At 53.0% G+C, this 19,611-nt stretch carries 28 protein-coding genes; 2 read left to right on the forward strand and 26 right to left on the reverse strand.

Going from position 1 to position 19,611, the window contains the following annotated elements; all coding sequences use genetic code 11:
* Nucleotides 1–2: 2 nt before the first annotated feature.
* From WG31_RS09250 to WG31_RS09370, 25 genes are all read right to left on the reverse strand, one after another.
* Entirely contained in the window at nucleotides 3–656 is a 654-nt protein-coding gene (locus WG31_RS09250; protein ID WP_063354332.1) for a phage tail assembly protein, read from the reverse strand.
* On the reverse strand, nucleotides 656–1,039 hold the full coding sequence (locus WG31_RS09255) for a phage tail tube protein (protein ID WP_063354333.1): 384 nt from the start codon (nucleotides 1,037–1,039) through the stop codon (nucleotides 656–658). The genes WG31_RS09250 and WG31_RS09255 overlap by 1 nt, the downstream gene beginning before the upstream one ends.
* Nucleotides 1,040–1,050: 11 nt before the next feature.
* The gene (locus tag WG31_RS09260; RefSeq protein WP_063354334.1) at nucleotides 1,051–2,526 is read right to left on the reverse strand and encodes a phage tail sheath subtilisin-like domain-containing protein; all 1,476 of its coding nucleotides are present in this window, start codon (nucleotides 2,524–2,526) and stop codon (nucleotides 1,051–1,053) included.
* The gene (locus WG31_RS09265) at nucleotides 2,527–2,682 is read right to left on the reverse strand and encodes a DUF2635 domain-containing protein (protein WP_245191490.1); all 156 of its coding nucleotides are present in this window, start codon (nucleotides 2,680–2,682) and stop codon (nucleotides 2,527–2,529) included. It abuts the gene before it with no gap.
* 57 nt (nucleotides 2,683–2,739) lie between these two features.
* Nucleotides 2,740–3,240 (reverse strand): hypothetical protein, encoded by a 501-nt coding sequence (locus WG31_RS09270; protein ID WP_063354336.1) that lies wholly within the window; start codon nucleotides 3,238–3,240, stop codon nucleotides 2,740–2,742.
* Complete coding sequence (locus tag WG31_RS09275) at nucleotides 3,197–3,598, reverse strand: head-tail joining protein (RefSeq protein WP_063354337.1); 402 nt, start codon at nucleotides 3,596–3,598, stop codon at nucleotides 3,197–3,199. Before WG31_RS09275 ends, WG31_RS09270 begins: the two co-directional genes overlap by 44 nt.
* A 1-nt stretch (nucleotide 3,599) precedes the next feature.
* Entirely contained in the window at nucleotides 3,600–3,881 is a 282-nt protein-coding gene (locus WG31_RS09280) for a hypothetical protein (protein WP_063354338.1), read from the reverse strand.
* Nucleotides 3,882–3,884: 3 nt separating this feature from the next.
* Complete coding sequence (locus WG31_RS09285; protein WP_209439339.1) at nucleotides 3,885–4,994, reverse strand: major capsid protein; 1,110 nt, start codon at nucleotides 4,992–4,994, stop codon at nucleotides 3,885–3,887.
* 34 nt (nucleotides 4,995–5,028) lie between these two features.
* Nucleotides 5,029–5,418, reverse strand: coding sequence for a head decoration protein (locus WG31_RS09290; protein WP_063354339.1), 390 nt, complete (start codon nucleotides 5,416–5,418; stop codon nucleotides 5,029–5,031).
* Nucleotides 5,415–6,014 carry a hypothetical protein gene (locus tag WG31_RS09295; RefSeq protein WP_063354340.1) on the reverse strand — a complete coding sequence of 200 codons (600 nt, stop codon included), beginning with the start codon at nucleotides 6,012–6,014 and terminating at the stop codon, nucleotides 5,415–5,417. Before WG31_RS09295 ends, WG31_RS09290 begins: the two co-directional genes overlap by 4 nt.
* Nucleotides 6,015–6,041: 27 nt before the next feature.
* A complete protein-coding gene (locus WG31_RS09300) occupies nucleotides 6,042–6,872 on the reverse strand; it encodes a S49 family peptidase (protein WP_063354341.1) in 831 nt (276 codons plus the stop codon).
* Nucleotides 6,869–8,518: a phage portal protein gene (locus tag WG31_RS09305; RefSeq protein ID WP_063354342.1), complete on the reverse strand. Its 1,650-nt coding sequence runs from the start codon at nucleotides 8,516–8,518 to the stop codon at nucleotides 6,869–6,871. The genes WG31_RS09300 and WG31_RS09305 overlap by 4 nt, the downstream gene beginning before the upstream one ends.
* The gene (gene gpW / locus WG31_RS09310) at nucleotides 8,518–8,820 is read right to left on the reverse strand and encodes a gpW family head-tail joining protein (RefSeq protein ID WP_063354343.1); all 303 of its coding nucleotides are present in this window, start codon (nucleotides 8,818–8,820) and stop codon (nucleotides 8,518–8,520) included. The genes WG31_RS09305 and gpW overlap by 1 nt, the downstream gene beginning before the upstream one ends.
* A 10-nt stretch (nucleotides 8,821–8,830) precedes the next feature.
* Complete coding sequence (locus tag WG31_RS09315; RefSeq protein ID WP_063354344.1) at nucleotides 8,831–10,849, reverse strand: phage terminase large subunit family protein; 2,019 nt, start codon at nucleotides 10,847–10,849, stop codon at nucleotides 8,831–8,833.
* Nucleotides 10,812–11,336 carry a hypothetical protein gene (locus WG31_RS09320; RefSeq protein ID WP_063354345.1) on the reverse strand — a complete coding sequence of 175 codons (525 nt, stop codon included), beginning with the start codon at nucleotides 11,334–11,336 and terminating at the stop codon, nucleotides 10,812–10,814. The genes WG31_RS09315 and WG31_RS09320 overlap by 38 nt, the downstream gene beginning before the upstream one ends.
* Before the next feature lie 145 nt (nucleotides 11,337–11,481).
* The gene (locus tag WG31_RS09325; protein WP_063354346.1) at nucleotides 11,482–12,138 is read right to left on the reverse strand and encodes a hypothetical protein; all 657 of its coding nucleotides are present in this window, start codon (nucleotides 12,136–12,138) and stop codon (nucleotides 11,482–11,484) included.
* Between the two features lie 8 nt (nucleotides 12,139–12,146).
* Nucleotides 12,147–12,374: a hypothetical protein gene (locus tag WG31_RS09330; protein ID WP_157884519.1), complete on the reverse strand. Its 228-nt coding sequence runs from the start codon at nucleotides 12,372–12,374 to the stop codon at nucleotides 12,147–12,149.
* Between the two features lie 142 nt (nucleotides 12,375–12,516).
* Nucleotides 12,517–13,149, reverse strand: coding sequence for a DUF3164 family protein (locus WG31_RS09335; protein WP_063354348.1), 633 nt, complete (start codon nucleotides 13,147–13,149; stop codon nucleotides 12,517–12,519).
* A 4-nt stretch (nucleotides 13,150–13,153) separates the two neighbouring features.
* Nucleotides 13,154–14,029 (reverse strand): tyrosine-type recombinase/integrase, encoded by an 876-nt coding sequence (locus WG31_RS09340; protein ID WP_063354349.1) that lies wholly within the window; start codon nucleotides 14,027–14,029, stop codon nucleotides 13,154–13,156.
* A 148-nt stretch (nucleotides 14,030–14,177) separates the two neighbouring features.
* The gene (locus tag WG31_RS09345) at nucleotides 14,178–14,585 is read right to left on the reverse strand and encodes a hypothetical protein (protein WP_063354350.1); all 408 of its coding nucleotides are present in this window, start codon (nucleotides 14,583–14,585) and stop codon (nucleotides 14,178–14,180) included.
* A gap of 136 nt (nucleotides 14,586–14,721) precedes the next feature.
* Nucleotides 14,722–15,444 (reverse strand): hypothetical protein, encoded by a 723-nt coding sequence (locus WG31_RS16060; protein WP_245191491.1) that lies wholly within the window; start codon nucleotides 15,442–15,444, stop codon nucleotides 14,722–14,724.
* Entirely contained in the window at nucleotides 15,441–15,662 is a 222-nt protein-coding gene (locus WG31_RS09355) for a hypothetical protein (RefSeq protein ID WP_063354941.1), read from the reverse strand. The genes WG31_RS16060 and WG31_RS09355 overlap by 4 nt, the downstream gene beginning before the upstream one ends.
* 229 nt (nucleotides 15,663–15,891) lie before the next feature.
* Nucleotides 15,892–16,455, reverse strand: a complete 564-nt coding sequence (locus WG31_RS09360) for a TRM11 family methyltransferase (protein WP_063354351.1) — start codon at nucleotides 16,453–16,455, stop codon at nucleotides 15,892–15,894.
* Complete coding sequence (locus tag WG31_RS09365; protein WP_082823182.1) at nucleotides 16,452–17,621, reverse strand: hypothetical protein; 1,170 nt, start codon at nucleotides 17,619–17,621, stop codon at nucleotides 16,452–16,454. The genes WG31_RS09360 and WG31_RS09365 overlap by 4 nt, the downstream gene beginning before the upstream one ends.
* A gap of 87 nt (nucleotides 17,622–17,708) precedes the next feature.
* Nucleotides 17,709–18,209 carry a hypothetical protein gene (locus WG31_RS09370; protein WP_063354353.1) on the reverse strand — a complete coding sequence of 167 codons (501 nt, stop codon included), beginning with the start codon at nucleotides 18,207–18,209 and terminating at the stop codon, nucleotides 17,709–17,711.
* A 104-nt stretch (nucleotides 18,210–18,313) separates the two neighbouring features.
* Between WG31_RS09370 and WG31_RS09375 the strand changes: the two genes are divergently transcribed.
* Both WG31_RS09375 and WG31_RS09380 read left to right on the forward strand, forming a co-directional pair.
* Nucleotides 18,314–18,613 (forward strand): hypothetical protein, encoded by a 300-nt coding sequence (locus WG31_RS09375; RefSeq protein WP_063354354.1) that lies wholly within the window; start codon nucleotides 18,314–18,316, stop codon nucleotides 18,611–18,613.
* Between the two features lie 182 nt (nucleotides 18,614–18,795).
* On the forward strand, nucleotides 18,796–19,254 hold the full coding sequence (locus tag WG31_RS09380; protein ID WP_063354355.1) for a helix-turn-helix transcriptional regulator: 459 nt from the start codon (nucleotides 18,796–18,798) through the stop codon (nucleotides 19,252–19,254).
* Nucleotides 19,255–19,328: 74 nt separating this feature from the next.
* On the opposite strand, the gene WG31_RS09385 is transcribed toward WG31_RS09380, so the two are convergent.
* On the reverse strand, nucleotides 19,329–19,541 hold the full coding sequence (locus tag WG31_RS09385; RefSeq protein WP_157884521.1) for a hypothetical protein: 213 nt from the start codon (nucleotides 19,539–19,541) through the stop codon (nucleotides 19,329–19,331).
* Between the last annotated feature and the right edge of the window lie 70 nt (nucleotides 19,542–19,611).

Here is a 19,611-nt window from a genome sequence, read left to right on the forward strand (position 1 = left end):
TGTCAGTTGTTCCCAATTATCCGGCCATGCATAAAAAAACCTGTCAGATAATCCGCTGCACAAGCAAATTTACTGATCGGCATTTTAAGGACTGCGGCCTTTGGCCAGCCACTAATCCGTTCTACCAGGTCAATTTCGCCGGATATGATGCCCTCAAACGTCTGGCGTGATTCAAACGACTTGAATGCCCGGCGCTCTGCCACAACGGGTTCGCGCAGTTCCATCATGTTAAAGGATTTACCCACCGCCTCAATTCCAGGCTTAAACGTGAGCATCAGCTCTGGCGTAAAATCTGGTGTTTCATCTGGGTTACGCCGCGCATCTTCCTCAAAATGGTTAAGGAAATCTATCGCCTCGTCCAGAATATGAGACGGTAGCTGATCTACAGCCAATTTTGGCCATTTGCTGATCTGGCAAACCATATTGATTTGCGAATCATAAATACTTTCTAGCGAGGGTTTGCGACCAATAATTTTGGTAGCCGTGAGCGCATGGAATACAACGGGCTCATGCAATTCCAGGGTTTCGAATGTTTCTCCACCCTTGAGTGTAATGGGCTTTTCCAGATGAAACACACCAGGGCGTGTCTCAACGGAATCCGTATCTTCCTGAACATCGCTCACAGCGAGAAGAACATCATCATCGCTCAATGTCATCACGATACGGTATCCTCGGTTACGGTGTCACTTTCCACCCGGAATTCAAACGTGCCTTCCTGGGTGTTGACGTTGATGGCTTCAACTTGCCAGCCATTAACGCATGTAATGACTTTTCCATTCGCCTGCACTGCCACGACATTGAAACCACTTCCGCCCTGTAGGTCAGAAATGCTCACGTCACGCCGGTCTCGCAGGGTTGCCTGGATAAAACCTTGATTGGGCATGGCCGAAAAACCCTCAACGGCTGACTGCCCCTTGAGGGTTTCATTCTGGTTTCCAGAGGGCTGCCATTGCAGCTCTCCGACCACATTGAACGAAACGCCATTGATAGTAAGTGTCGCAAGACCCGCGAGGGGGCCACGATAAAGAGAACCGGACATTTTTCCCCCGCTTAGGACGTTACAAACTGGGCATCACCTGCGATAACCCAGAGCTGATCTGCAAATTTGAATGGCAGCAGCATTTTGACCACACCATTCCCGGCATTTTCAGAAACCAGATTAGCGGCGAATGTGCTGGGGTCTTGCGCCCAGAGCTGCTGACACTGCCAGTTGTAGCGGGCAGAAGCAGCTTTACCGATCAACTGCGCTGTGGTGGCTTTGGCACCAGCCGGAATTTTGCTGCCATCTGCAACCAAAATGAACCGGCTGTACAGTGATGCCAGATACGAGCGCATATCCTGCAGGCAAACTTCTGCGGTCAACAGGCGTTCAATATCCAGATAGCTATTGTCAGACACACCCGCGCTGTTTGTCTGATAGGTGGTAATCAGACGATCTGTCAGCACTGTGTTATCGTCTGCCACGGTGAAAGTGGACAGGCCATCATACAGCAGGCTGGCACGTTCATCGAACATGAAGCGCCCTGCATCCGTTGGCGGCAAAACAGAAAGAGAGAGGCCACGAACAGGCAGAGCTGGATTTTCTCGCATGGAAACTGCCGTAACGGCCATGATCTGGGCTGCCCAGATCATGGGATCAGACGGGCTATCTGAAATAGGCATAATGGTGGCATGCGAATCATTCTGCGTTATGCCGAATGCCGTTGCCTGCCCATACGTGCCACGATACGCCGTGATGTGGTGCCCGTAGAGCTGGCGCATAGGGGACCAGTTGCCACTTGTATTATCAAACAACTGCTTAAAAGTGGTCAGGCTCGCGGTATCAACATACGGATGGGCGTATAGGTCATAAACACGCTCACCCAGATTAGCCAACGCCGTAGCCAGCGTGGTGGGGTTTTGTGTGCCACCAGACATTTGAGTGATAACAACTGTCAGGCCCGCAGGAACAGACTGCCCCCCAGCGGTGCCCAACAGGCACGAACCCAACAGGATATCATTCCCCGCCAAACCCTTGTTCAGAGCTGTTGCCGTAACTATTCCATCTGCCGCGGTAACGGAAACTGGCAGCGTGGTAACAGATTTTGCCGCCGTGACGACATTAGCTGCAACAGTTGCTGCTGTATCTCCAGACGCAACGCCAACTGGGATCAGCACATCCCCAACATATAGGGGTAATGTGCCATCTGCCGTGGCTGTGCCGGTAATGGCCCATGTGCCGCTGGCAGGTTTTGCAGCAGCATCATCTGCCAGCGGCAGAACCCATAGCTCGCCCGAGCTATCCAGGGCACGGTAGGCCTTGACCATCAATGCGCACTGGGAGCCCACGCCATATTTGGCTACGGCATCTGCATATCCACCAGAAATTTCAGCCACATTTGGTGTGGCGCTGCCGGTGATGAGCATCTGAGCCACAATAATAGCGCGCCGTGCAGCGCTTGCTGTGTTGGCTGCGGAATTGTCCAGGGCAAAATAAAAACCCGGAACACGGTTATTATCTGAATAACCTGGGATTGTAATAGTCAATCACGCCCCCTTTTCTGCTGGTGCTGCAGCTAGGGTTGCCGCCGGCACATTCTGGCTGGTTTGTGGAGTAGCTTTCTGCACATCGCCACGCGCCAGCGCACGCAGCCAGAAGCTTGTGTCGGGCACGTTTTCACCTGCTGCATTCAGCAGGCGCATTGTGCCAGGACACCGGACCGATCGGCCCTGTGCCGGTTTTACAAACATAGAATATTCCTATTGAGGAAAATCAACGCGTAGGCCGGGAGCGGTGATGCCTTCTTCCGTTCCTACGAGACCAGTAATTTCTTGGAGCGCCACACCTGAAACAGGATAATCCTGCTGGTATTCCAGACCGAATGTGATTTTAACACCACCTAGATGATCCTCTGCATCATCCAGCAATCCTTGCTCCAGATTAAAATCTGTTACCTGCGATATGGATCTTTGTAGATCCTGATCGCACATCACAGACATTTCTATCTGTTCGGCAATTCGGTCCATATTCTGCTGCACCGCCTGGGGCGTGCCGCCAGAAACTTTTGCCACCACTTCAACTTTTACAATTTTATTGAAGCCTGGCTGACATCGCCCAAATGACGATCCTGCTTCGGACGGGATGGCAACAAAAATAACAGGCAGCAGTTCAGGTTTTACAGGTGCGGTGCGATGCGTAAAAACATTCTGCCCGGCATCAGTAGTCGTCCGGAGTAATTCCGCTATTTTTTCGCGGAACATGACCCGATAGAGCATTTTCACCATCCGCTTTGTTCAGCAGAATATCTGCTGCGCCATGGCTATCTGGCTGCACCTCGCGCACGCGGTATTGCTTCCCGCGTATGAGGAAAATATCGCCTTGCTGTGGCTCAGAAACAAACTGCGAGATCTGCACACCTAACCGTGCATCTGCCGTAGTGACATGCGTTGGGGAAAGTCCATCCACAATTTCAAGGGGCATGGCTTTGTAGCCGTTATCGAAAATACCGGTAACGGAAATAGGATCTGGATACAGGGAGGAAATCCACTGAACTTCCTCCCCGAACGCATTCTGGCACGGATCCAGCACCAGATTATCCCAATCTACTGGACCAACCATATCAGCCCTGTGTGGCCGGTGCTGCTTTCATGTCCGGCGCAGGGGGCATGGAAGCAGCCTGTAATGTATTGGGAGCAGGCTGCTCACCATCACGGGCAACACGGGCAATCTTGCGCGCTACCCACAGATCTGCCCGATATTTGGGGATGCTCATTTTGGTGCCCACTGGCCATGGGCGGCGACCCGTTTGCGGGTAAACAGGAATGAGCGTGACAACATCAACCATGTCACCCTTTTGCGCCGTTTTTTTGGGCTGATCAGGCGTTGTGTTCTGTTCTGTCATTTATCAGGTTCCTGTCGGTCCAGACACTGCCGCACCTGCTTCCATAACCGTTGCAGACAGGGAGCAGTTAACACGAGACGGAATGACGATTGGTGCAGACTGCATCAACAGATTGATGGTTGCAGGGTTTTCTTTGTACCAGACCTTTGGCGCGTAAGCGAGCGGGCCATACGCAAAAGCTGGATCCAGAATAAGACCAAAACCACGAGTACCTTCCAGACCAGGGCCTGTCAGAATAACCGTCCCATCCGGGATCATGGGTTCTTCTTCATCCGTATCTGGATCAACATACCAATCATTATACAGCCAAAGATTAAACTGGCCCCATTTCCCCATGTAAATGGCGCCTTTATCAACGCGGCCACCGAGATCAACATCGGAGCCACCGACCTTACCAGGCCAGATAATGGCATTCAGAACCTTGATATCGCTCTTAAACGCATTCCATGTGGAATTTGTAAACACGATATCCCGTGGTGCAAGACCACATTTCTGCAAGACCAAGGCTGCCCAGGCCGTGATGTAATCTGAAGGATAAACACCACTTTGCCCCCACTGAGCTGCACCTGTAAGCGCAATGGTAAGGGCTGGATCACGTTGGAAATCAACGACTGTGGTCGGGTAACCTTCGCCTTTAATGGTGACTGTCCCATAAACCAAGGCAGACGCGGCCATCCATTCGAGACGACGATTGATCATATCCATCTGGTCTGTCATCTCATACGCGAGATTGGCTTCCAGACGTTGTGCCGGGGTCATGGCACCCATCAACCGTTCGCCAATGTTCCGGCGCACGGGTTTCAACAGATCTGGATTACGCCAGTCTTTAACGTAAGCGGGCTTGAAGAGGTTAGTCTGCCACCGGCGACTTTCCACCATTTTCCCCTCAACCAAGGGGGAGCAGAAAGGCGACATACGCCGCTTACCAACATCGACATCAATCGCCACTTCTGGCGCATCAGATTCCACGATATTAGGGAAGAAATTGTCCAGCAAAAAGGTCTGTGCCGTTTTGGCATTTTGGACATAATAAACAAGCTCAGCTAAGCTATATGCACTGAGCAGCGGCAGAAGCGCCTGCTGCACTCCTGCTGCACCGGTTGTTCCGGACATTCAGTTTTTTCCTGAAACTATTTGGAAAACGCTATCACACGATAGCGTTGGACTCTCCGGTCTTCACAAAGATGGAGAACTGACGCAGAGCTGATTTCAGGGTATCCACCGTCCAGCTTGCATCAAAGATCATGTAATTAGAATTGAACTCGCCCATCTCATAGATGGCACCAGTTGCATCAGCAGCAGAGGCATCCACTGTATCAACTACAATGCCGCAGGGGGTCTGGGATCCATCTGTGGCTGTTTTGACGCATGGGATGTATTTGCCTGTAGCAGTTACCTGCCCAACAACTTGCCCACGCTGGAGCGTGTTGCCTGCGGCAAACGTGACTGTTTCTGTGACGAGCTTGAGGTTACCGGCAATAAGCTGATCCGGAACGAACGTAACCTGCTGTGCGCTGGGGTAAAAACCATAGCTCATCGGCTATCTCCCATACGGGCATGATTCAGGCGCACCATGCGGGCACCCGGACGTTCATCTGACTGTCCACCGCCCTGCGGATTTACGGGCGGCTGCCCTTCTGCCTGCATGCGGGTGCGCAATGCAGCATAACCTGCCTGATCTGCGGCGGGCGCAGGTTCCTGCTGTGCAGATGCTGCGGGAGCAACAGTGCGTAACAGGTTGACTGCCGCCGTACGGGTCATGCTGGTGCCAAACGCAATTTCAGCGGCAGCCGCAGGGTTGCGACCGGCAGCGGCAGAACGGAAAATGGCGGCGCACCGGCCACGTTCACGCATACGGATGGCGCGGGCCTTTGGATCTTTTTCGTCATCCTCATCATCATCGTCGGTGCCGTCAGGATCCTCACCATCCGTCTCTTCGGCACGCTTGGATTTTTTGCCCTTTTTGCCGCCCTCGCCTTCCTGATCACCCTCGCTATCAGGATCCTTGTTTTCTGGATCAGCATCAGCGGAAGGGGTGGTGCTTGCCCCCGCAACATTTGCACCCGCTCCGTGGGATGCAAGATGTGCAAATGGACTGATTGCAGAGCTGTTCATCAGCGCTGATTTTGCCATGCTCTATTTTCTCCGGTATGGAAAATTTTACTTTAGGTGCGCCAAAAAATCTAAAAAGGCGCTATCGCGTGACATGACAGCATCTGCCAAACCTGCAGATACGGCAGCCTGCCCATAAAAAAGTCCGGCTTCCATGTCCTGCACATCTTGCGCAGACAACCCACGGTTTCGTGCCACTGTTTCAAAAAACAGCTTGCCCATGCTCTCAATGTCGTTCTGGATGATTTTTCGGGCATCTTCGGACATGGGCGTGGTTGGATATGTATCCGTTTTACGCGCCCCTGTCTGAAATGTTGTGACTTTGATGCCTGTTTCGTCCAGAAATTTCGTAATATCGGCGTGGAGATAAACCACGCCAATTGATCCCACCTCACCCGTGCGCGGCAGGACAATTTTTTCGGCAGAGCAGGCCAGAGCATATGCGGCAGAGCACGCTTGCTCATCCACAATTGCGATAACTGGTTTGCTTTCACGCGCTGCGTAAATGCGGTCCCCGGTATCAAAACATCCGGCAACTGCACCGCCTGGACTGTTCACATGCAGGACAATACCGCGAACGGTTTCATCCTGCGTAGCCAAATTGATGGCGTTGCTGATATCATCGTAAAATGTTGCATTCAGCCACCAGCAGCCATTGCTGCTCCCCGGCAGCAAAATGCCGTTGATAGCAATAACGGCTATGCCAGAAACATTCTCTGTGATGCTCTGGGCTGCATAGCGGGCATTATCATCAACAGGGCCGAACAGCATTTTATCATCAGCACCGCTGGCGAGAAGGCCGCGGACTATATCCAACTTGCGGCTGGAAAGTGCGATTGGTGCCCCGATAAGCGCCTGTGTATGCGCGTATTGTTTCATTCTGCGTCTGGCTTCTTATCTGTTTTGTCTGCTGGATCTCCGCCGCTCCATTCAGGCAATGGCAAGCCACGGTCTTTGAATGCCTGCATTTCAATGGCACGCTGCGCGATATTTTCTTCCCAATCGCGCCCCTCATTTTCAGCGCATTCGTCTTCCAATGTGGACAACGCACCATCCATGCCAAGAATGGCCCCCTGACGTTCGGCAACCGGATCAATCCAGCCGCGACCAGGACCAAGCCACCGGCACCGTGCATACGCATGCCGTGCCTCTAGGAATTTGGGGGCACCTGACGGCAACGGCAGGTTGTCTGCCTCCATAGATTCTTCCAGCCATGCCAAACGCACAGGAGAGGCAAACCCAATGGAGAATTCTTCACGCCTCCGCTTCATGGTTTTCCATGCCTCAAGCAGCGCACCACGGGCCGATGAGTAATTGACATCGGACCAATCATTACTGAGCTGCATCGGGGCAAGGCCTGCGCCACTGGCGATATTGTTCAGGGTGGCTCTCTCAAACTCCCTGAAGTTGCTGGCTGGACGCGCCGCAGTGACTGTGTTGATTTTTTCTCCAGGGAACAGGATAGGCAAGCGCGAGCCCTGCATGGAGATATTATGCTGTTTGTGAAACACTCCACGCATTTCCTGGTATGCGCCTAGCGTTTCATCTCCACCCTCTAGGGCCTCCGCTGTCATGCCCTGGTCATATGGGCTTTCAATATATGCGGCGAAAATAGCGTTCAGAATGGCTGAGTCCATTTCAGCGCCATCATATTTGATCAGCATTTTCAGGCGTTGCAGGACAGGCGTGAGCATACCCGTTCCGCCTGTATGCTGGCCACCACGATGATGTTCGAAAAAATGCACAATCTGTGGACGCCCCCATGAGGTTTCACGCGGGATACGAGACCATGTTACGGCCTCGGAGGCACTATACCAGTCGCACTCATGGGCATTCCGAATGTGGTAGGCGATGGGAACGCCTGCATCATTGATCTCAACCCCATTGCGCATGTTTTTTAGATCAAACTGATTCTGTGGGTTGCTGAGCCTATCTGGGTCAATGATCTGCACCGCCGTACCATATCTGGCCCGACCTAGGCCAATATTCCCCTCTAACCACGGGATATGGGCAAGCGCATCTCCATCTACGATGAGGTGGCGAAATGCCAGATGCATTTGCTGGGAGAACGTGAGCATCCGTTCAGCATCGTTGAACCGTAACGGATCATTCGCCCATGAACGCCAGTTACTATCTACGGCACGTGCAAACTCATGCGCCCAGGTGGCATCAAACGCTGTGTTGCCGGTAATATGAGCAAGAAATCGGTAATCTGGTTTGCTGATCGGGCGTAATGTAACGCCAACAGCATTATCCAGAACACGCGTGACAGCCCCAGAGGCCCAGCCATCATTGCGCACCAGATCGCGCACACGGCTGACAATCCGGTTACGCCACGGGCTACGTTCAGTATCGGCAGAAAACAGGGGTGGGTTCCACCCCTGCATACGTTGCCCATAAATGTCCGCCGCATCATACGGGAGACCTGGCCAACCTGTGAGAGCACTAAACCCCCTGCGAGAGGGCGGGCTCTTTTTACCTGCATCGTTGCCGAACAAGCGCGCGACTGTATCGCGCAAACCCATCAGAACACGGGCCTAAGTGCGCGCCTACGTGTGCCTGGCATGCCAAGCTGGCGCTGCAACGTTTTAATCATTGCAGACAGATCACCAACATCTGCCTGACTATACGTAACAGCTCGGCTGCCATCACCCTGAGAGTAACTGACAGAGGCCACACGCTGACCACCCTGTAGAGCAATGAGAGCCATTTGACAGTTGGTAAGCGCCTGCTGCAACTGGGCCTTGCTCAGGCCCGCTAATAGGCTACTGGATGGCTCAAAATGAGCCTGCGGCAAACTATACCCAAACGGGCCATAACCACACATGCTGTTACTCCTACCCTGCAAGTTTGGCCGCGAGCCGTTCCATGCGGGTCATATTTTTCTTTGGTTCTGCGGTTTTGCTCTGTGCTGGCGTATCCGTTATCGCCATTTTCACGGGCTCTTCCGCAAAAGGATCCACCTCTTCCTGCACTGGCTCTGGTGCGGGTGGATGTTCTGTTGTTTCGGCATCCAGGGCATCGGCCCGTTTATTGAGTCTCAAGCCCATGTAGATCAGGCCACATAGGGCAGCGTAGCTATAAACCGCTATATCCAGCGCCTCATTCCGTCGCCCTGGCAGAAGCTCCCAAACACGCACGATTGTGCCATTTATGCTTTTACGCACAGACCTCTCGGAAACCAGTTGTGCGAAATAGTTTACATCCCGGTCTGCCGGGAAATGCATATAGCCAGGCGCTGGTTGGCCCGGCTCTGGTTGGGGTAGATGCAGGCGTGCCCGGATAACGTCTTTGGCAGCATTCACCCCAATAATGACCGGGCGAAAACTTGACTTGTTACGAGCGCTTGGCCGTTTGGTTGGCCATACCGGAGATCTGGCACCCCCGCGCGCAGACTCGCCCTTGATCGCCCAAATGCGACGGCCTAGCCGAGCCCGGCAGAATTCATACACCCGCTGGGTGTGGTGGCCGCCTGAATCGATACATGCCGCCATAATGGTAAACGGCCTGCCATCTGCACGGTACCATGTGCGTTTCAGCACATCGTCCACCCGCGCCCATGTTTCGGGCATTTCGGGGTCTCCATCCACCACAATAACAGCGATAGACCAGCGTTCCTCGTTACGGCCCCAGCCGACAACCTCTATTTCGATACGATCGTCCTGCGTATCTGCACCGGCTGTCAGCACCACAACACCCGAAGGGATTTCGCCTGCCCATACCTCTACACGGGCTGCCAGTGACAGCTCATTCAGAGCGCCGTCCCCCTTGTCTTCGTAAGGCAAGCCAAGGGTTGTGTTGATGAATGTCTGGCGCCGAATTGGATCCCGATAAACATCCAGCCATTCTTCCACTAGCTTCGCCCATGTGGCATTTGGAGAAAGGGAATATCCTGTCCAAATGTGGAAAGAGGCATGCCCTTTGAACGGCTTGGAAGCTATCCATTCCCCTTTCGCCACCATGTCGGCCTTTTCGGCCTCTGTGATGATGCAGCCGTTATGCCGGCACACGTAATAAGCTGTTTCCGGTAACGGCTTTCCGTTCTCGTCACAGTCCCATTTTATGCCATATGGGGTTTCCTTTTCGCCCCATTCCAGAACCTGCATATCTCCACAATGCGGACATGGAACATGAAACTGGCGGCAGTCGCCTTCCTCATAGAGTTTTTCTATTCGGCTCAGGCCGGCAACCGTAGGTGTGGATCCTGCGATGATTTTGCGGTTCCAAAATGTCTCCGAGCGTTTTGAGCCAAGAGAAATTTGATCACCCTCAGATCCAGCGCCGCCAACCGGATAACCGTCTACCTCATCAAAAATAACGATACGCACGGTAATACGGCGGAAACCACCCGGAGAGTTTGCCCCCACCAGTTTGAGAGATGAGCCATTCCGCATTGTCTTGGACAGCAGAGTGTTCTCGCCACTTTTGGCTTTGGTATCCGGAGCAATGGCCGCCAGCACAGGAGTATCCCTGAGCATGGGAGCTATTTCCGTTTTACTGTAATCCTCGGCATCAGTTTCGCGAGGCTGCACAACCAGAATGGGGCATGGATCCTGCTGCAGAAAATATCCTACCGCGTTATCTACAATCTTTGTGTAGCCAACACGTGCGGACTTCATCACGGACACTTTTTCTACGGTATCATCCGTAATCGCATCCATGATTCCGATCTGATAGACGTAGGCTTCAAATCGCCCAGTCTGCGCACTGGTCTCCCGAGAGAGCACTGCATATTCGGCTGACCATTGGCTCAACGTCAGCCGTGGTGGGGGTTTTAGGTTCTCAAGCTGCGCTCGGTCTAGGAGCTTGAGGAAAAAATTATACCCCTCTGGATAATCCGTCTGTGGGATCTGCATCCAGCGTCAGTTCCTCTAAGGCACGAAATATCAGTTTCTCCAGACGGTCCCGCAGTTCCCGCGGCGTTTTGCACCGCGCCAATGTAGGGGCTTGCTCAGCAGGGATGGCCAGGAGTTTAGTTCTAACTGTGGCAAACTTTACCCCCACAGCTTTGGCAATCAAGTCGGCATCTACAACACGCCCAGATTTTTGATCATATTCCAACTTGCGTTGCAGAGCTTTGTAATTCTGCTCAACCCGAAACGCTGTTGCCGTGGGCATGAGCCCTTTTGCCAACAGATCAGCAGCTTCTCCTTCTGCAACCCCGGTTGCATCCGGTTGCAGGTTTGGTTGCACCCCTGAACGGGTTGTCATCCATTCTTCAAAAGAAGCCAGGATTACGCGACCGCCGTCTGATTTAATCTTGCCGGCATCAATATTTTTTTTGATAGCGGGACGGCTAATGCCAGCGCGGCGCGCTGCCTCGCTCTGGCTGATCGTCGTCACTATCTCACCTGCAACTGCAACCTAAAAAAATTACCATATCTAGGGAACAAACGGGCTGGCGCAATCCCCGCGTTTCAAGGGGGCCAGGAAGGACCCAAGCCCCTAGGGGAGGGGGCACCATCCAAACGCATAGCAGCCATGCGCTTCATCGCGCCGTCCTCACGGCCCTCTGGATGGCGTCTGCCAATGCCTGACCCCCTCGGGTAGCGACGATCTCCATGCCCCTCTCCGCAAAGCCTAGGCGTTTATTGACTGGCCTGTTGGGAGCAAAGCGAAGAAGCAGCCGCCGCCTATGTTTTTCAGCCCCCTGCCCAGATCCTGCTTTACCCCGACGTTTGCGTTTCGGCTCCGGCAACCGTTGCCAGACCAGACCACGTGCCTTGTCAATATATACGTCAGTGCGAGCACTCAGGAGCGCCATAACGCGCTTGAGTGTAGCTCGTGGTATCTGCCCATATGGATCGCGCTTGATATCAACCGGCACAAACAGGTTACCCTGGTTGCCGTTGGTTGCATGCTCTCCGCCTGTCTCATACGGTTGCAGGTATCGTTCCTGAGCAGGTCGCAATGAGACAACTGCTGTCAGATCGCTTTTGGTCGCCTTCTTTTCAACCTGCGTTGCACGCAACGTAAACGGGCGCGGATGTTCGAAAATCTTGCTGAATGCATCGTTCTCACCGCGCATGATCTGAAATGCCAGATCATTCAATGCAGAGGCCTGCGCGAATGGGATTTGCTTTTGCATGTCTGATAATGCGCGCTGGGCTTCTGATGTATCCAGCTTGATATCAATATCAGCCAATTGGCAGCTTATCCATTACGCACAGCAAAGGCATGCGCAGAGCATTCCTGAGCACGCTGTTTAGCCCACACCCGAATACCAGGAAAACGTGCACGAGATGCCAGGCGCTCATAATGATCTGCTGCCCGTGCCCACACACTGTAATCAGATGTCATTTTGGTGCCGCGCGCAGGGCCATGCTTTTGTGGTCGCCGTGCGCCAACAGCCCCAGAATGGTTCATTTTTTTACGTCGCATGACATCCCCGATTTTATGATGATGGATTGCAGCCGCCGTATTTCACGGTGCTGCTCTTCTAACTGGCGAGATTTACGGCCCATTTCCCGGCGAAGTTTGAAATTCTCACGCCGCGCAGAAAGCACATCTGTCAGCCAGCGCTTCACGCCTTTGCCAGATCCAGCGATAACATTTGCCAAGACTGCTCCGGCGTTTCCCGAACATGAAGCCGCAGATACGCTTTGGTGCTGTCGATACGAATGCTGTCAGCAATCGCGTCCATGGCCTGCTTCCACTGTGGCTCGTCTATATTATGCCGGCGAAGACCAAGGATTTTCGTGACGGAAAGTTTGCCTTCTTTCCCCACATCGAACGCTTCCATCACAATGGTTTTTAGGTTCGCGTTCGCGCCCTCAGCCCACTCCTCAAAAAGCTCGTCTAGCAAACTCTTGGCAACCTGCAGTTCAGGGCCAAAGGAAATGTTCTCACCCATACAAACAGACACGCGCAACCGGCCATCGTAGCTGCTCAGCGTCGTATTGCCTTTCGGTCCACCAAGCTTGGCATGATATTTTTCATGCAGCAGAGATTGCAGCGCAGAAACCTCACTGAAACCGCGCTTCTTGAATTCTGCCAACTCTCTCGCCAGAAGATTCGCTTGCGCATGAATGGCGCGAACCAGCTCATCTTCCAGAAGATTTTGCGGCTTTACCTGCGCAAATGGAACCAGACGCCCGTAAGCATCTTTCATGTAGCCCTCGGGCACATCGTCCACGGGCTGGGGTGTGTCTGTCATGATGTCAGTCCAGATATTTTGCAGAGCCGTCACCCTCACGCACATGAGAGTAACGTGTGGTTGTGGCGAGAGAGGCATGCCCCAGCGTGGCGCAAACCACATGGGCAGGCGCATTGTTGTCCAATGCGTGCGATGCGTGGGCGTGCCGGAGCCAATGCGCTGAGACACGCGATGACAATCCGGCACGCCGTGCTGCCCGCTTCACGACACGATGCGCCGCATCTTTCGAAAGCGAGCAGCCATCATGGCCGGGGATAACAGGCGCATCTGGCCCGCTATCAACCCTGAGCGCCATAAGCTCCTTGAACAGTTTGGCAGGCACCTGCACAGGTCGCGTCTTGTTTCCCTTACCGAAAACGGAAGCAACTGCGCCCTGCTGGCGGCGCGTCAGATCTCGCCAACGCAAAGCGCAGGCCTCCGAAATGCGCAGCCCCATACGGTACAGCACATTCAGCAGCGCCCGCTTGCGTGGCTCTTCTTCACCGTCAATCAGCGCAATCACCTGCTCACGGGTGAGAATGCGCTCATGCAGCGTGTCTCTCCCTCGCGCTATGCGAAATGCAGATCCTGCATCATGAGAAAGAACGCCCGTCCCCGCGCCGTAGGAAAGCAGAGATTTAACGGCTGATAGCTTTCTTCTGCGCGTGGCATCGGAAGCATTGCCCATGCTGTCAAACCACGCCTGTAGATCTGGCAACACAATCTCGTTCAGTGATTTCCCGGCAAATGCCAGCAGGTCGCGCACGTCTCTCTCGTATGCGCGGCGCGTGTTCTCGCCACGGTTATGCAGCCACGTCCGGATGCACAGTTCATCGGCAGAAACTGGGGCGGACTTCACCGCCTCTGGCGCGGGTGATCGGTTACGATCTCCGCTAACCATTTGTTTTCCCTACATTATGTGGTGTTTTTCACCCCATTAAATCCGCAAGATAACTACACTTATCTTGCGGGTTTTAGGGGTGCTGTACGACTTATCTTGCGGGTGCCCAATACTGGGGTGCCAGATAAGTCAGCATTATCATTGCGGGTTAATCAGACGGCGCACCGCCAATTTTCCTCCCGCAACCACCCCACTTTGGGGGCCTCCAGCCGGAGCGAACTGTGCCCGCAGGAATTTGTTCGCCTGTCTGGAGCATCATCTCCCGTTGCACCGCAATTTCCACACGCAGCACATCCGCTTCGGCTGCCGGGCCAATGTCAGCAGCCATATGGCGCAATGCACTTTGCGCCACATGGGCAACACGCGCCGCGCGTGCGATGCGATTGCGCAACAGCAAACTACTACTGCCCAGATCAACATCACTGCGATGATACGGAGGATTGGTGCTGATCAACTGGACAACAATGCATTCAGGCCCATCAACACCTAAAACCAGAACCGGCTTTTTCCCGCGCAGCACAATAGAGCCCCGGCAGATACTCCGCCGCTTGGCCATATGTATGCTCGTATTGTATTCGGAAATAAAAAAAGCCGTGGCCCGGATGGGCACACGACTTCGAAGAGGATACCAGAATAGGAAGATTATTTGTGGACAGTCAAGATAATTCTAAAAAATCAATTATCGGTTTTTTTTAACCTATTTTGTTGAACCACATTTTCCCAGGCATATCTGCATACACATCTGCCAACTGCCCTAGCAGCAATTCAATAGCACCAGAGATCTGCCGCCGATCACGCTTACGCTGCCCTGCAACCTGCGAAATGCTCATATGGTCGATAAGGAAGCTATAAAGAAAATCTTCTGAACGTTTCCCCAGACATTTCACCACATATCGGCACCGATCAGCAGCAGCAATGCGGGATAAAAGTGCATATTCAGGATCAGGATTTCCTCCCTTGCTAGAGGCTTCCGGATCCTTGGCACCCATGATTCCCGTTTCATAATCCCGCGCCCACATTTGGGCTGCCGTTACCTCAGCGTCACCAATTACGCCATTGGTATGCAGTTTGTTTAACAGCCCGCATGAGCTGGCAACCTCGACTGCCGGTTTTCCTTTCTCTTCCAGCCAGATGGTTGCAACGTCACCACGCTGCTGGCGTTCCGGAAGAACTTCACCTGATAGGCCTGAATGCAATGTAAGTTTTTCAAGTGCATCAACATGTTCATCATCACTAACGTGACGGAATAGTTTGCATTCTCGCAGTGGAAAGGATTTCTCGCCTAATCCAATACCAAATACACGCATGCCATCATTATAAGCGTACTGGAAATGAAAGGCATTTGTCTTCCCTTCCCGATATGTAATCCAATCTCCTGCCCGAAACTGAATGTCGGGTCCCCTTTTTTTTGTCACGTTGCTGCCCTGCCTATTCTGGTGTACCGTCCTCGGGCATCACGTGGTTGTTCGTATGCAGCTAAACGGCGTTGCAGAGTGGTGATTTCGAGTTCAGCCTCTGCGCGCCGTTTTTGTTCCTGAGCCAGATTGGCCCGTAGCTTTTCCATTGTATCAATCGGGTTTGGCTTGCCTTCGGCCTTCAACCGCAGGTTTCTCAAAAGTTGCGTAAAACTCATGGCCACTGCTTCCACTTTTTCTTGGCCCGCTCTTGCATGCGGCCAAGTGAAAGCAGGCTACTGCACAGCAAACACACACCCAAAAATTGGATCATGGAAAAGATTAGTCCATACCAGCAGGAAGCCCCCCTTGCTTGAGCAGTCACAGATCCCAGAAGAAAGAAATTATTAAGGAATAATCCTGCCCCAACGCCAAACAATGGGAGAACCCATTTCAGATTTTTCCTATTCATGCTGATATCTCACCAACTTTAGGCAGGAACTTCACAACAGGGTCGCCTTTCCACCCGTGCTCAAAAACAAACCATGCGTAAGCAATGGCGCCACCCTTTGCAGGGATGTCTGTTCCACCCGGCGGCATGGAAATGCGTTTGCTGGACACCCACACACGCGCCAATGGCACATGCGGGAACCATTCCCCACGCTGAATGCCTTCCAGAAAGGCAAGGCGCAGCAGCACGCACACCCGGTCTTTCGTCTCATCCAAGCAAGCCATGATAAACTCCTGAGCCACTCCATACGGGGGATTGCTGACAACGCTGGTTGGCCTGAGAGCGTGTAATGATTGTTCATAATTCATGCGCGGATACATACCGTCTGCGCGGTCTCGTATATCTGCGCCCATAGCCTCAATTTCATTGCTGCACAGGGATTGAACTATGTTTCCGCCACCGCAGCACGGATCCAACACAGTTCCCACAAATGGGCGCTCCCCTTTCACCAAGGCATGCACGCACCAAGCAGGCTCAACATACCAATCATCCGTGTGTCGCTCATAACCAGAGTGCCTCATCCCACAGTCTCCATCATGGCCGGGTGATCACGGTAATAGGCGGCATAATCCTCAACGTGGCGTTTGATATCTGCTGGGGGAAAACCGTGCTTTTCTGCCTGCTCAGCAAATGCGGCATTCGTACGCCCTATGTTTCTGTCATTGAGGTGGAAAAGGCTTTTCCAGAAGCGCTGGGCTTCCTCAAGGCGTTGGGTAGCGTAGGATTTTACAGGGTCAGCCACAGTCTGTGGCTCCTGCTCCTGAGCCACTGCAAGTTTATCTCTCACATTCTGCAACTCAATCTGGCGGAAAACCTCGGCCTCAAAAACCTTGAATTTCCCCGGCTCATCGCCCCTGCCGCGCATTGTCTCAGTATGCTCACGAATAGCGGCGATGATTGTGTCAGGCTGTGCCCCAGCCTTTAGCCATTTCTTGGCAAATGAGACCGCATAACCAGCCTGATTTTGCATGCCCGTTACAGCAATCATTCGCGCTACGGTCTGCGAGACCAGCTCAGGGGAGATATCCGGGTTTGGGTTTTCGGTTTCCCCAGAAATAGAACTAGAAGAAATATTATTATCTCTCTCTAATTCTAGATCTATGGAAACCGAAGAAACCGGATTTTCAGAAACCGAAACCGAATTGGGTTTTTGGTTTGGGTTTTCGGTTTCGGTTTTTCCACCCTGAATAACAGATGCTAACGGCATATGCCGTTGCTGAGGGTTAGGCGCAGATTTTTTACCTGTGCCTGGTGGGCGGCCGCCTTTTTTACCGTTTTCACGCGCAGTAATTTGTTTACGCGTCAGCCCGTCCGGAACATCACCGTTTTCCTGCTGCTGCTGCCAATAGGCATCTGCGGCAGCTTTGCGGGCGGCCCGCTCTTCTTTGCGTAACAGCTTGTCATATAGATGTGGGCTAAACAATGCGCCCTCATCATCCCGCGCCATAAACCCGGCCTGCACAACGGCAGGCAAAACGCGGTCCAGTTCAGAACGTGGCATCCATGCCTGTGCGGCAATCTGGCTATCATCCAGAACCAGATCTCCAGCACGGAAAACCGTTGTGCGCAGCCCTTTGAGCGCATCATGCAAACTCTGCACAACACCGCGCATTTCTGCTGGCATGCTGCGCAGCATATTCCACGGGGTTAGTGTGCTACGGTCAAATTCAGCAATAACAGGCCGCATTATATTTCTCCCGGCGTGTATTGCGTATCATGGCAGCACCCGGCAGCGTGGCCTGCTGCCTGCTGCCTGCTGCCTGCTGTGCGTTGCTCAACCATGCGCGGCATCCTCCATAGGGCGCACAATGTGCGGCTTGGCAGATTTCTGAACCGCGCGGCCAAACGCTATAGCCTGCTCCAGAATACGCTGGGCATGCAGCATTTTGGGAATGATCTCGTCTGCCTCTTCCGGATCTAACTGGTTGTCTTCCAAAACCTTCATGGCCGTGGCCATTACATCCACAGATGCCATGCCAAACTGGCTCATATCCTTGCCAAAATCGCTGGTGCCAACACGTAACGGCATCAACACATAGCCCAGCGCGTGCGCCATAGATTCCAAAATGAACGGGTGCTCAGCACAGTGGTCCAGATCCACAGCCACATCCACTGGCACCACGCACGCCTTGGTGCGGTTTTGGTAATCGGAAAACTGCGTACGCCCCACGCGGGAAATACGCTCCGCAGCATCCACACCACCCACAACAGAAAGCGCCGTTTTAGTGGCCGTTTTAATGGCTGGCACAAATACAGAGGAAAACGGAGTGCTCATGCTGTAATTCCCTGCATAGGCGCAACGCGGGCGGAAACATTGCCATTCCCGCCCGTGCGCCTCACGATAGGGCTGCTAGACCTAACTATCGTGAGAACTGATGAATGAAGATTGAAATAGGAAAACCCTCTCTGCCACCCGTGACCATCACTGAAATCAAGCAGGATTTTTTGATGCGTTACGCGGGCACAAAGGGCGAGAGCGAACGCCGAATCACTATGAATGGGCTGAAAGGCGAGCAACTTCCGGATGGGAGCATCCGCATCCTGAGCATTAACGCCTACTGCCATGAGCGCAAAATGGCGCGCACATTCAAAATGAGCAGCGTGAAAGAACTTGTTGTTCCTGAAACCGGAGAAGTCGTAACAAATCTTCTGGAGTGGCTGAAAGCCAATGCGCCCTAACCGAACCACATTCGGCTGATAGGAAATATGGCGTGCAGCATGGTTGTTCGTATGGGATACGATCATGCCGCAGCCTCCTTACCATTCTGGAGGGCATCTACAGCGCAGGCGGGAATATTGTCATTCCCGCCCGTGCGCCTCACGATAGGGTTGCTAGACCTAACTATCGTGAGAACTGATAAATGATTTTTCTCTGTGTCGTAGCTGTGCTGGGGATGATTGCCTTGGCTGGCATTTGGTGGATAGGCATAATCCTGTACGCAATTGTTTCCACCCTGTTCGGTAAGGAGGAAACGCATCCCCAGGCCAAGATAACAGTCACCCACAACCAGCCTGCGGCAACTAATCAAGAAGATACGCAAACCCTGCCGCTCAAGCCATCTCGGATTATTATCCACTATCAGGATGGAAAAAATGAGGAGACAGAACGCACTATTCGTCCGGAACACATTGAATACCGGATGCGGCGAAATGGAATGCCAGATATTCTGTATCTCACAGCCTATTGCGAATTGCGCAAACGGCCCCGCACCTTCCGTGTGGATAGGATAGAAGCCGCCTATGATGCTGATACAGGAGAGGTGATTCGCAACGTGCCTGCGGCCTTGTGGCGCCAAACGGGAAAGATGTTGAATATCTAAACCCAGAGTAGCCCGAACCACATTCGGCTGACAGGAAATATGGCGTGCGGCATGGTTGTTCGTATGAGATACGATCATGCCGCATCTACTTTGCATTCTCGGCCATCGAACAAGTCAGGCCGCAGCTTTCTCGGAGCTATCCCACATACAGCAGCAACTGTTTGCAGATGCCGCTTAGGCACACGCTTCCATTGAGCCACCGCTGCAGTGGACAAGCCGCATGCTTTGGAAATCCGCTTATTTGCGCCCCGCCGCATCATGATCTCATTCAGGATGGCATCTCTCATGTTTATTTCCTTACCGCTGCTAAGGTTTGTATGCAACAGAAATAAGGTTCCGATGCCCTGCGTGCATGGC

The sequence above is a fragment of the Acetobacter oryzifermentans genome, from assembly GCF_001628715.1.
GTDB classification, from domain to species: domain Bacteria; phylum Pseudomonadota; class Alphaproteobacteria; order Acetobacterales; family Acetobacteraceae; genus Acetobacter; species Acetobacter oryzifermentans.

Coding starts and splice junctions, on each gene's coding strand:
- WG31_RS09265 (WP_245191490.1), bottom strand. CDS start 2,682: ATGCGCCTGCTGAATGCAGCAGGTGAAAACGTGCCCGACACAAGCTTC.
- WG31_RS09280 (WP_063354338.1), bottom strand. CDS start 3,881: ATGACAGAACAGAACACAACGCCTGATCAGCCCAAAAAAACGGCGCAA.
- WG31_RS09375 (WP_063354354.1), top strand. CDS start 18,314: ATGAAGATTGAAATAGGAAAACCCTCTCTGCCACCCGTGACCATCACT.
- WG31_RS09370 (WP_063354353.1), bottom strand. CDS start 18,209: ATGAGCACTCCGTTTTCCTCTGTATTTGTGCCAGCCATTAAAACGGCC.
- WG31_RS09250 (WP_063354332.1), bottom strand. CDS start 656: ATGACATTGAGCGATGATGATGTTCTTCTCGCTGTGAGCGATGTTCAG.
- WG31_RS09340 (WP_063354349.1), bottom strand. CDS start 14,029: ATGGTTAGCGGAGATCGTAACCGATCACCCGCGCCAGAGGCGGTGAAG.
- WG31_RS09380 (WP_063354355.1), top strand. CDS start 18,796: ATGATTTTTCTCTGTGTCGTAGCTGTGCTGGGGATGATTGCCTTGGCT.
- WG31_RS09295 (WP_063354340.1), bottom strand. CDS start 6,014: ATGGCAAAATCAGCGCTGATGAACAGCTCTGCAATCAGTCCATTTGCA.
- WG31_RS09360 (WP_063354351.1), bottom strand. CDS start 16,455: ATGAGGCACTCTGGTTATGAGCGACACACGGATGATTGGTATGTTGAG.
- WG31_RS09275 (WP_063354337.1), bottom strand. CDS start 3,598: ATGGTTGGTCCAGTAGATTGGGATAATCTGGTGCTGGATCCGTGCCAG.
- WG31_RS09285 (WP_209439339.1), bottom strand. CDS start 4,994: ATGTCCGGAACAACCGGTGCAGCAGGAGTGCAGCAGGCGCTTCTGCCG.
- WG31_RS09345 (WP_063354350.1), bottom strand. CDS start 14,585: ATGGCCAAGCGGCGGAGTATCTGCCGGGGCTCTATTGTGCTGCGCGGG.
- WG31_RS09315 (WP_063354344.1), bottom strand. CDS start 10,849: ATGCAGATCCCACAGACGGATTATCCAGAGGGGTATAATTTTTTCCTC.
- WG31_RS09300 (WP_063354341.1), bottom strand. CDS start 6,872: ATGAAACAATACGCGCATACACAGGCGCTTATCGGGGCACCAATCGCA.
- WG31_RS09335 (WP_063354348.1), bottom strand. CDS start 13,149: ATGACAGACACACCCCAGCCCGTGGACGATGTGCCCGAGGGCTACATG.
- gpW (WP_063354343.1), bottom strand. CDS start 8,820: ATGTGTGGTTATGGCCCGTTTGGGTATAGTTTGCCGCAGGCTCATTTT.
- WG31_RS09330 (WP_157884519.1), bottom strand. CDS start 12,374: ATGCGACGTAAAAAAATGAACCATTCTGGGGCTGTTGGCGCACGGCGA.
- WG31_RS09305 (WP_063354342.1), bottom strand. CDS start 8,518: ATGGGTTTGCGCGATACAGTCGCGCGCTTGTTCGGCAACGATGCAGGT.
- WG31_RS09290 (WP_063354339.1), bottom strand. CDS start 5,418: ATGAGCTATGGTTTTTACCCCAGCGCACAGCAGGTTACGTTCGTTCCG.
- WG31_RS09385 (WP_157884521.1), bottom strand. CDS start 19,541: ATGAGAGATGCCATCCTGAATGAGATCATGATGCGGCGGGGCGCAAAT.
- WG31_RS09365 (WP_082823182.1), bottom strand. CDS start 17,621: ATGCGGCCTGTTATTGCTGAATTTGACCGTAGCACACTAACCCCGTGG.
- WG31_RS09270 (WP_063354336.1), bottom strand. CDS start 3,240: ATGTTCCGCGAAAAAATAGCGGAATTACTCCGGACGACTACTGATGCC.
- WG31_RS09255 (WP_063354333.1), bottom strand. CDS start 1,039: ATGTCCGGTTCTCTTTATCGTGGCCCCCTCGCGGGTCTTGCGACACTT.
- WG31_RS09355 (WP_063354941.1), bottom strand. CDS start 15,662: ATGAGTTTTACGCAACTTTTGAGAAACCTGCGGTTGAAGGCCGAAGGC.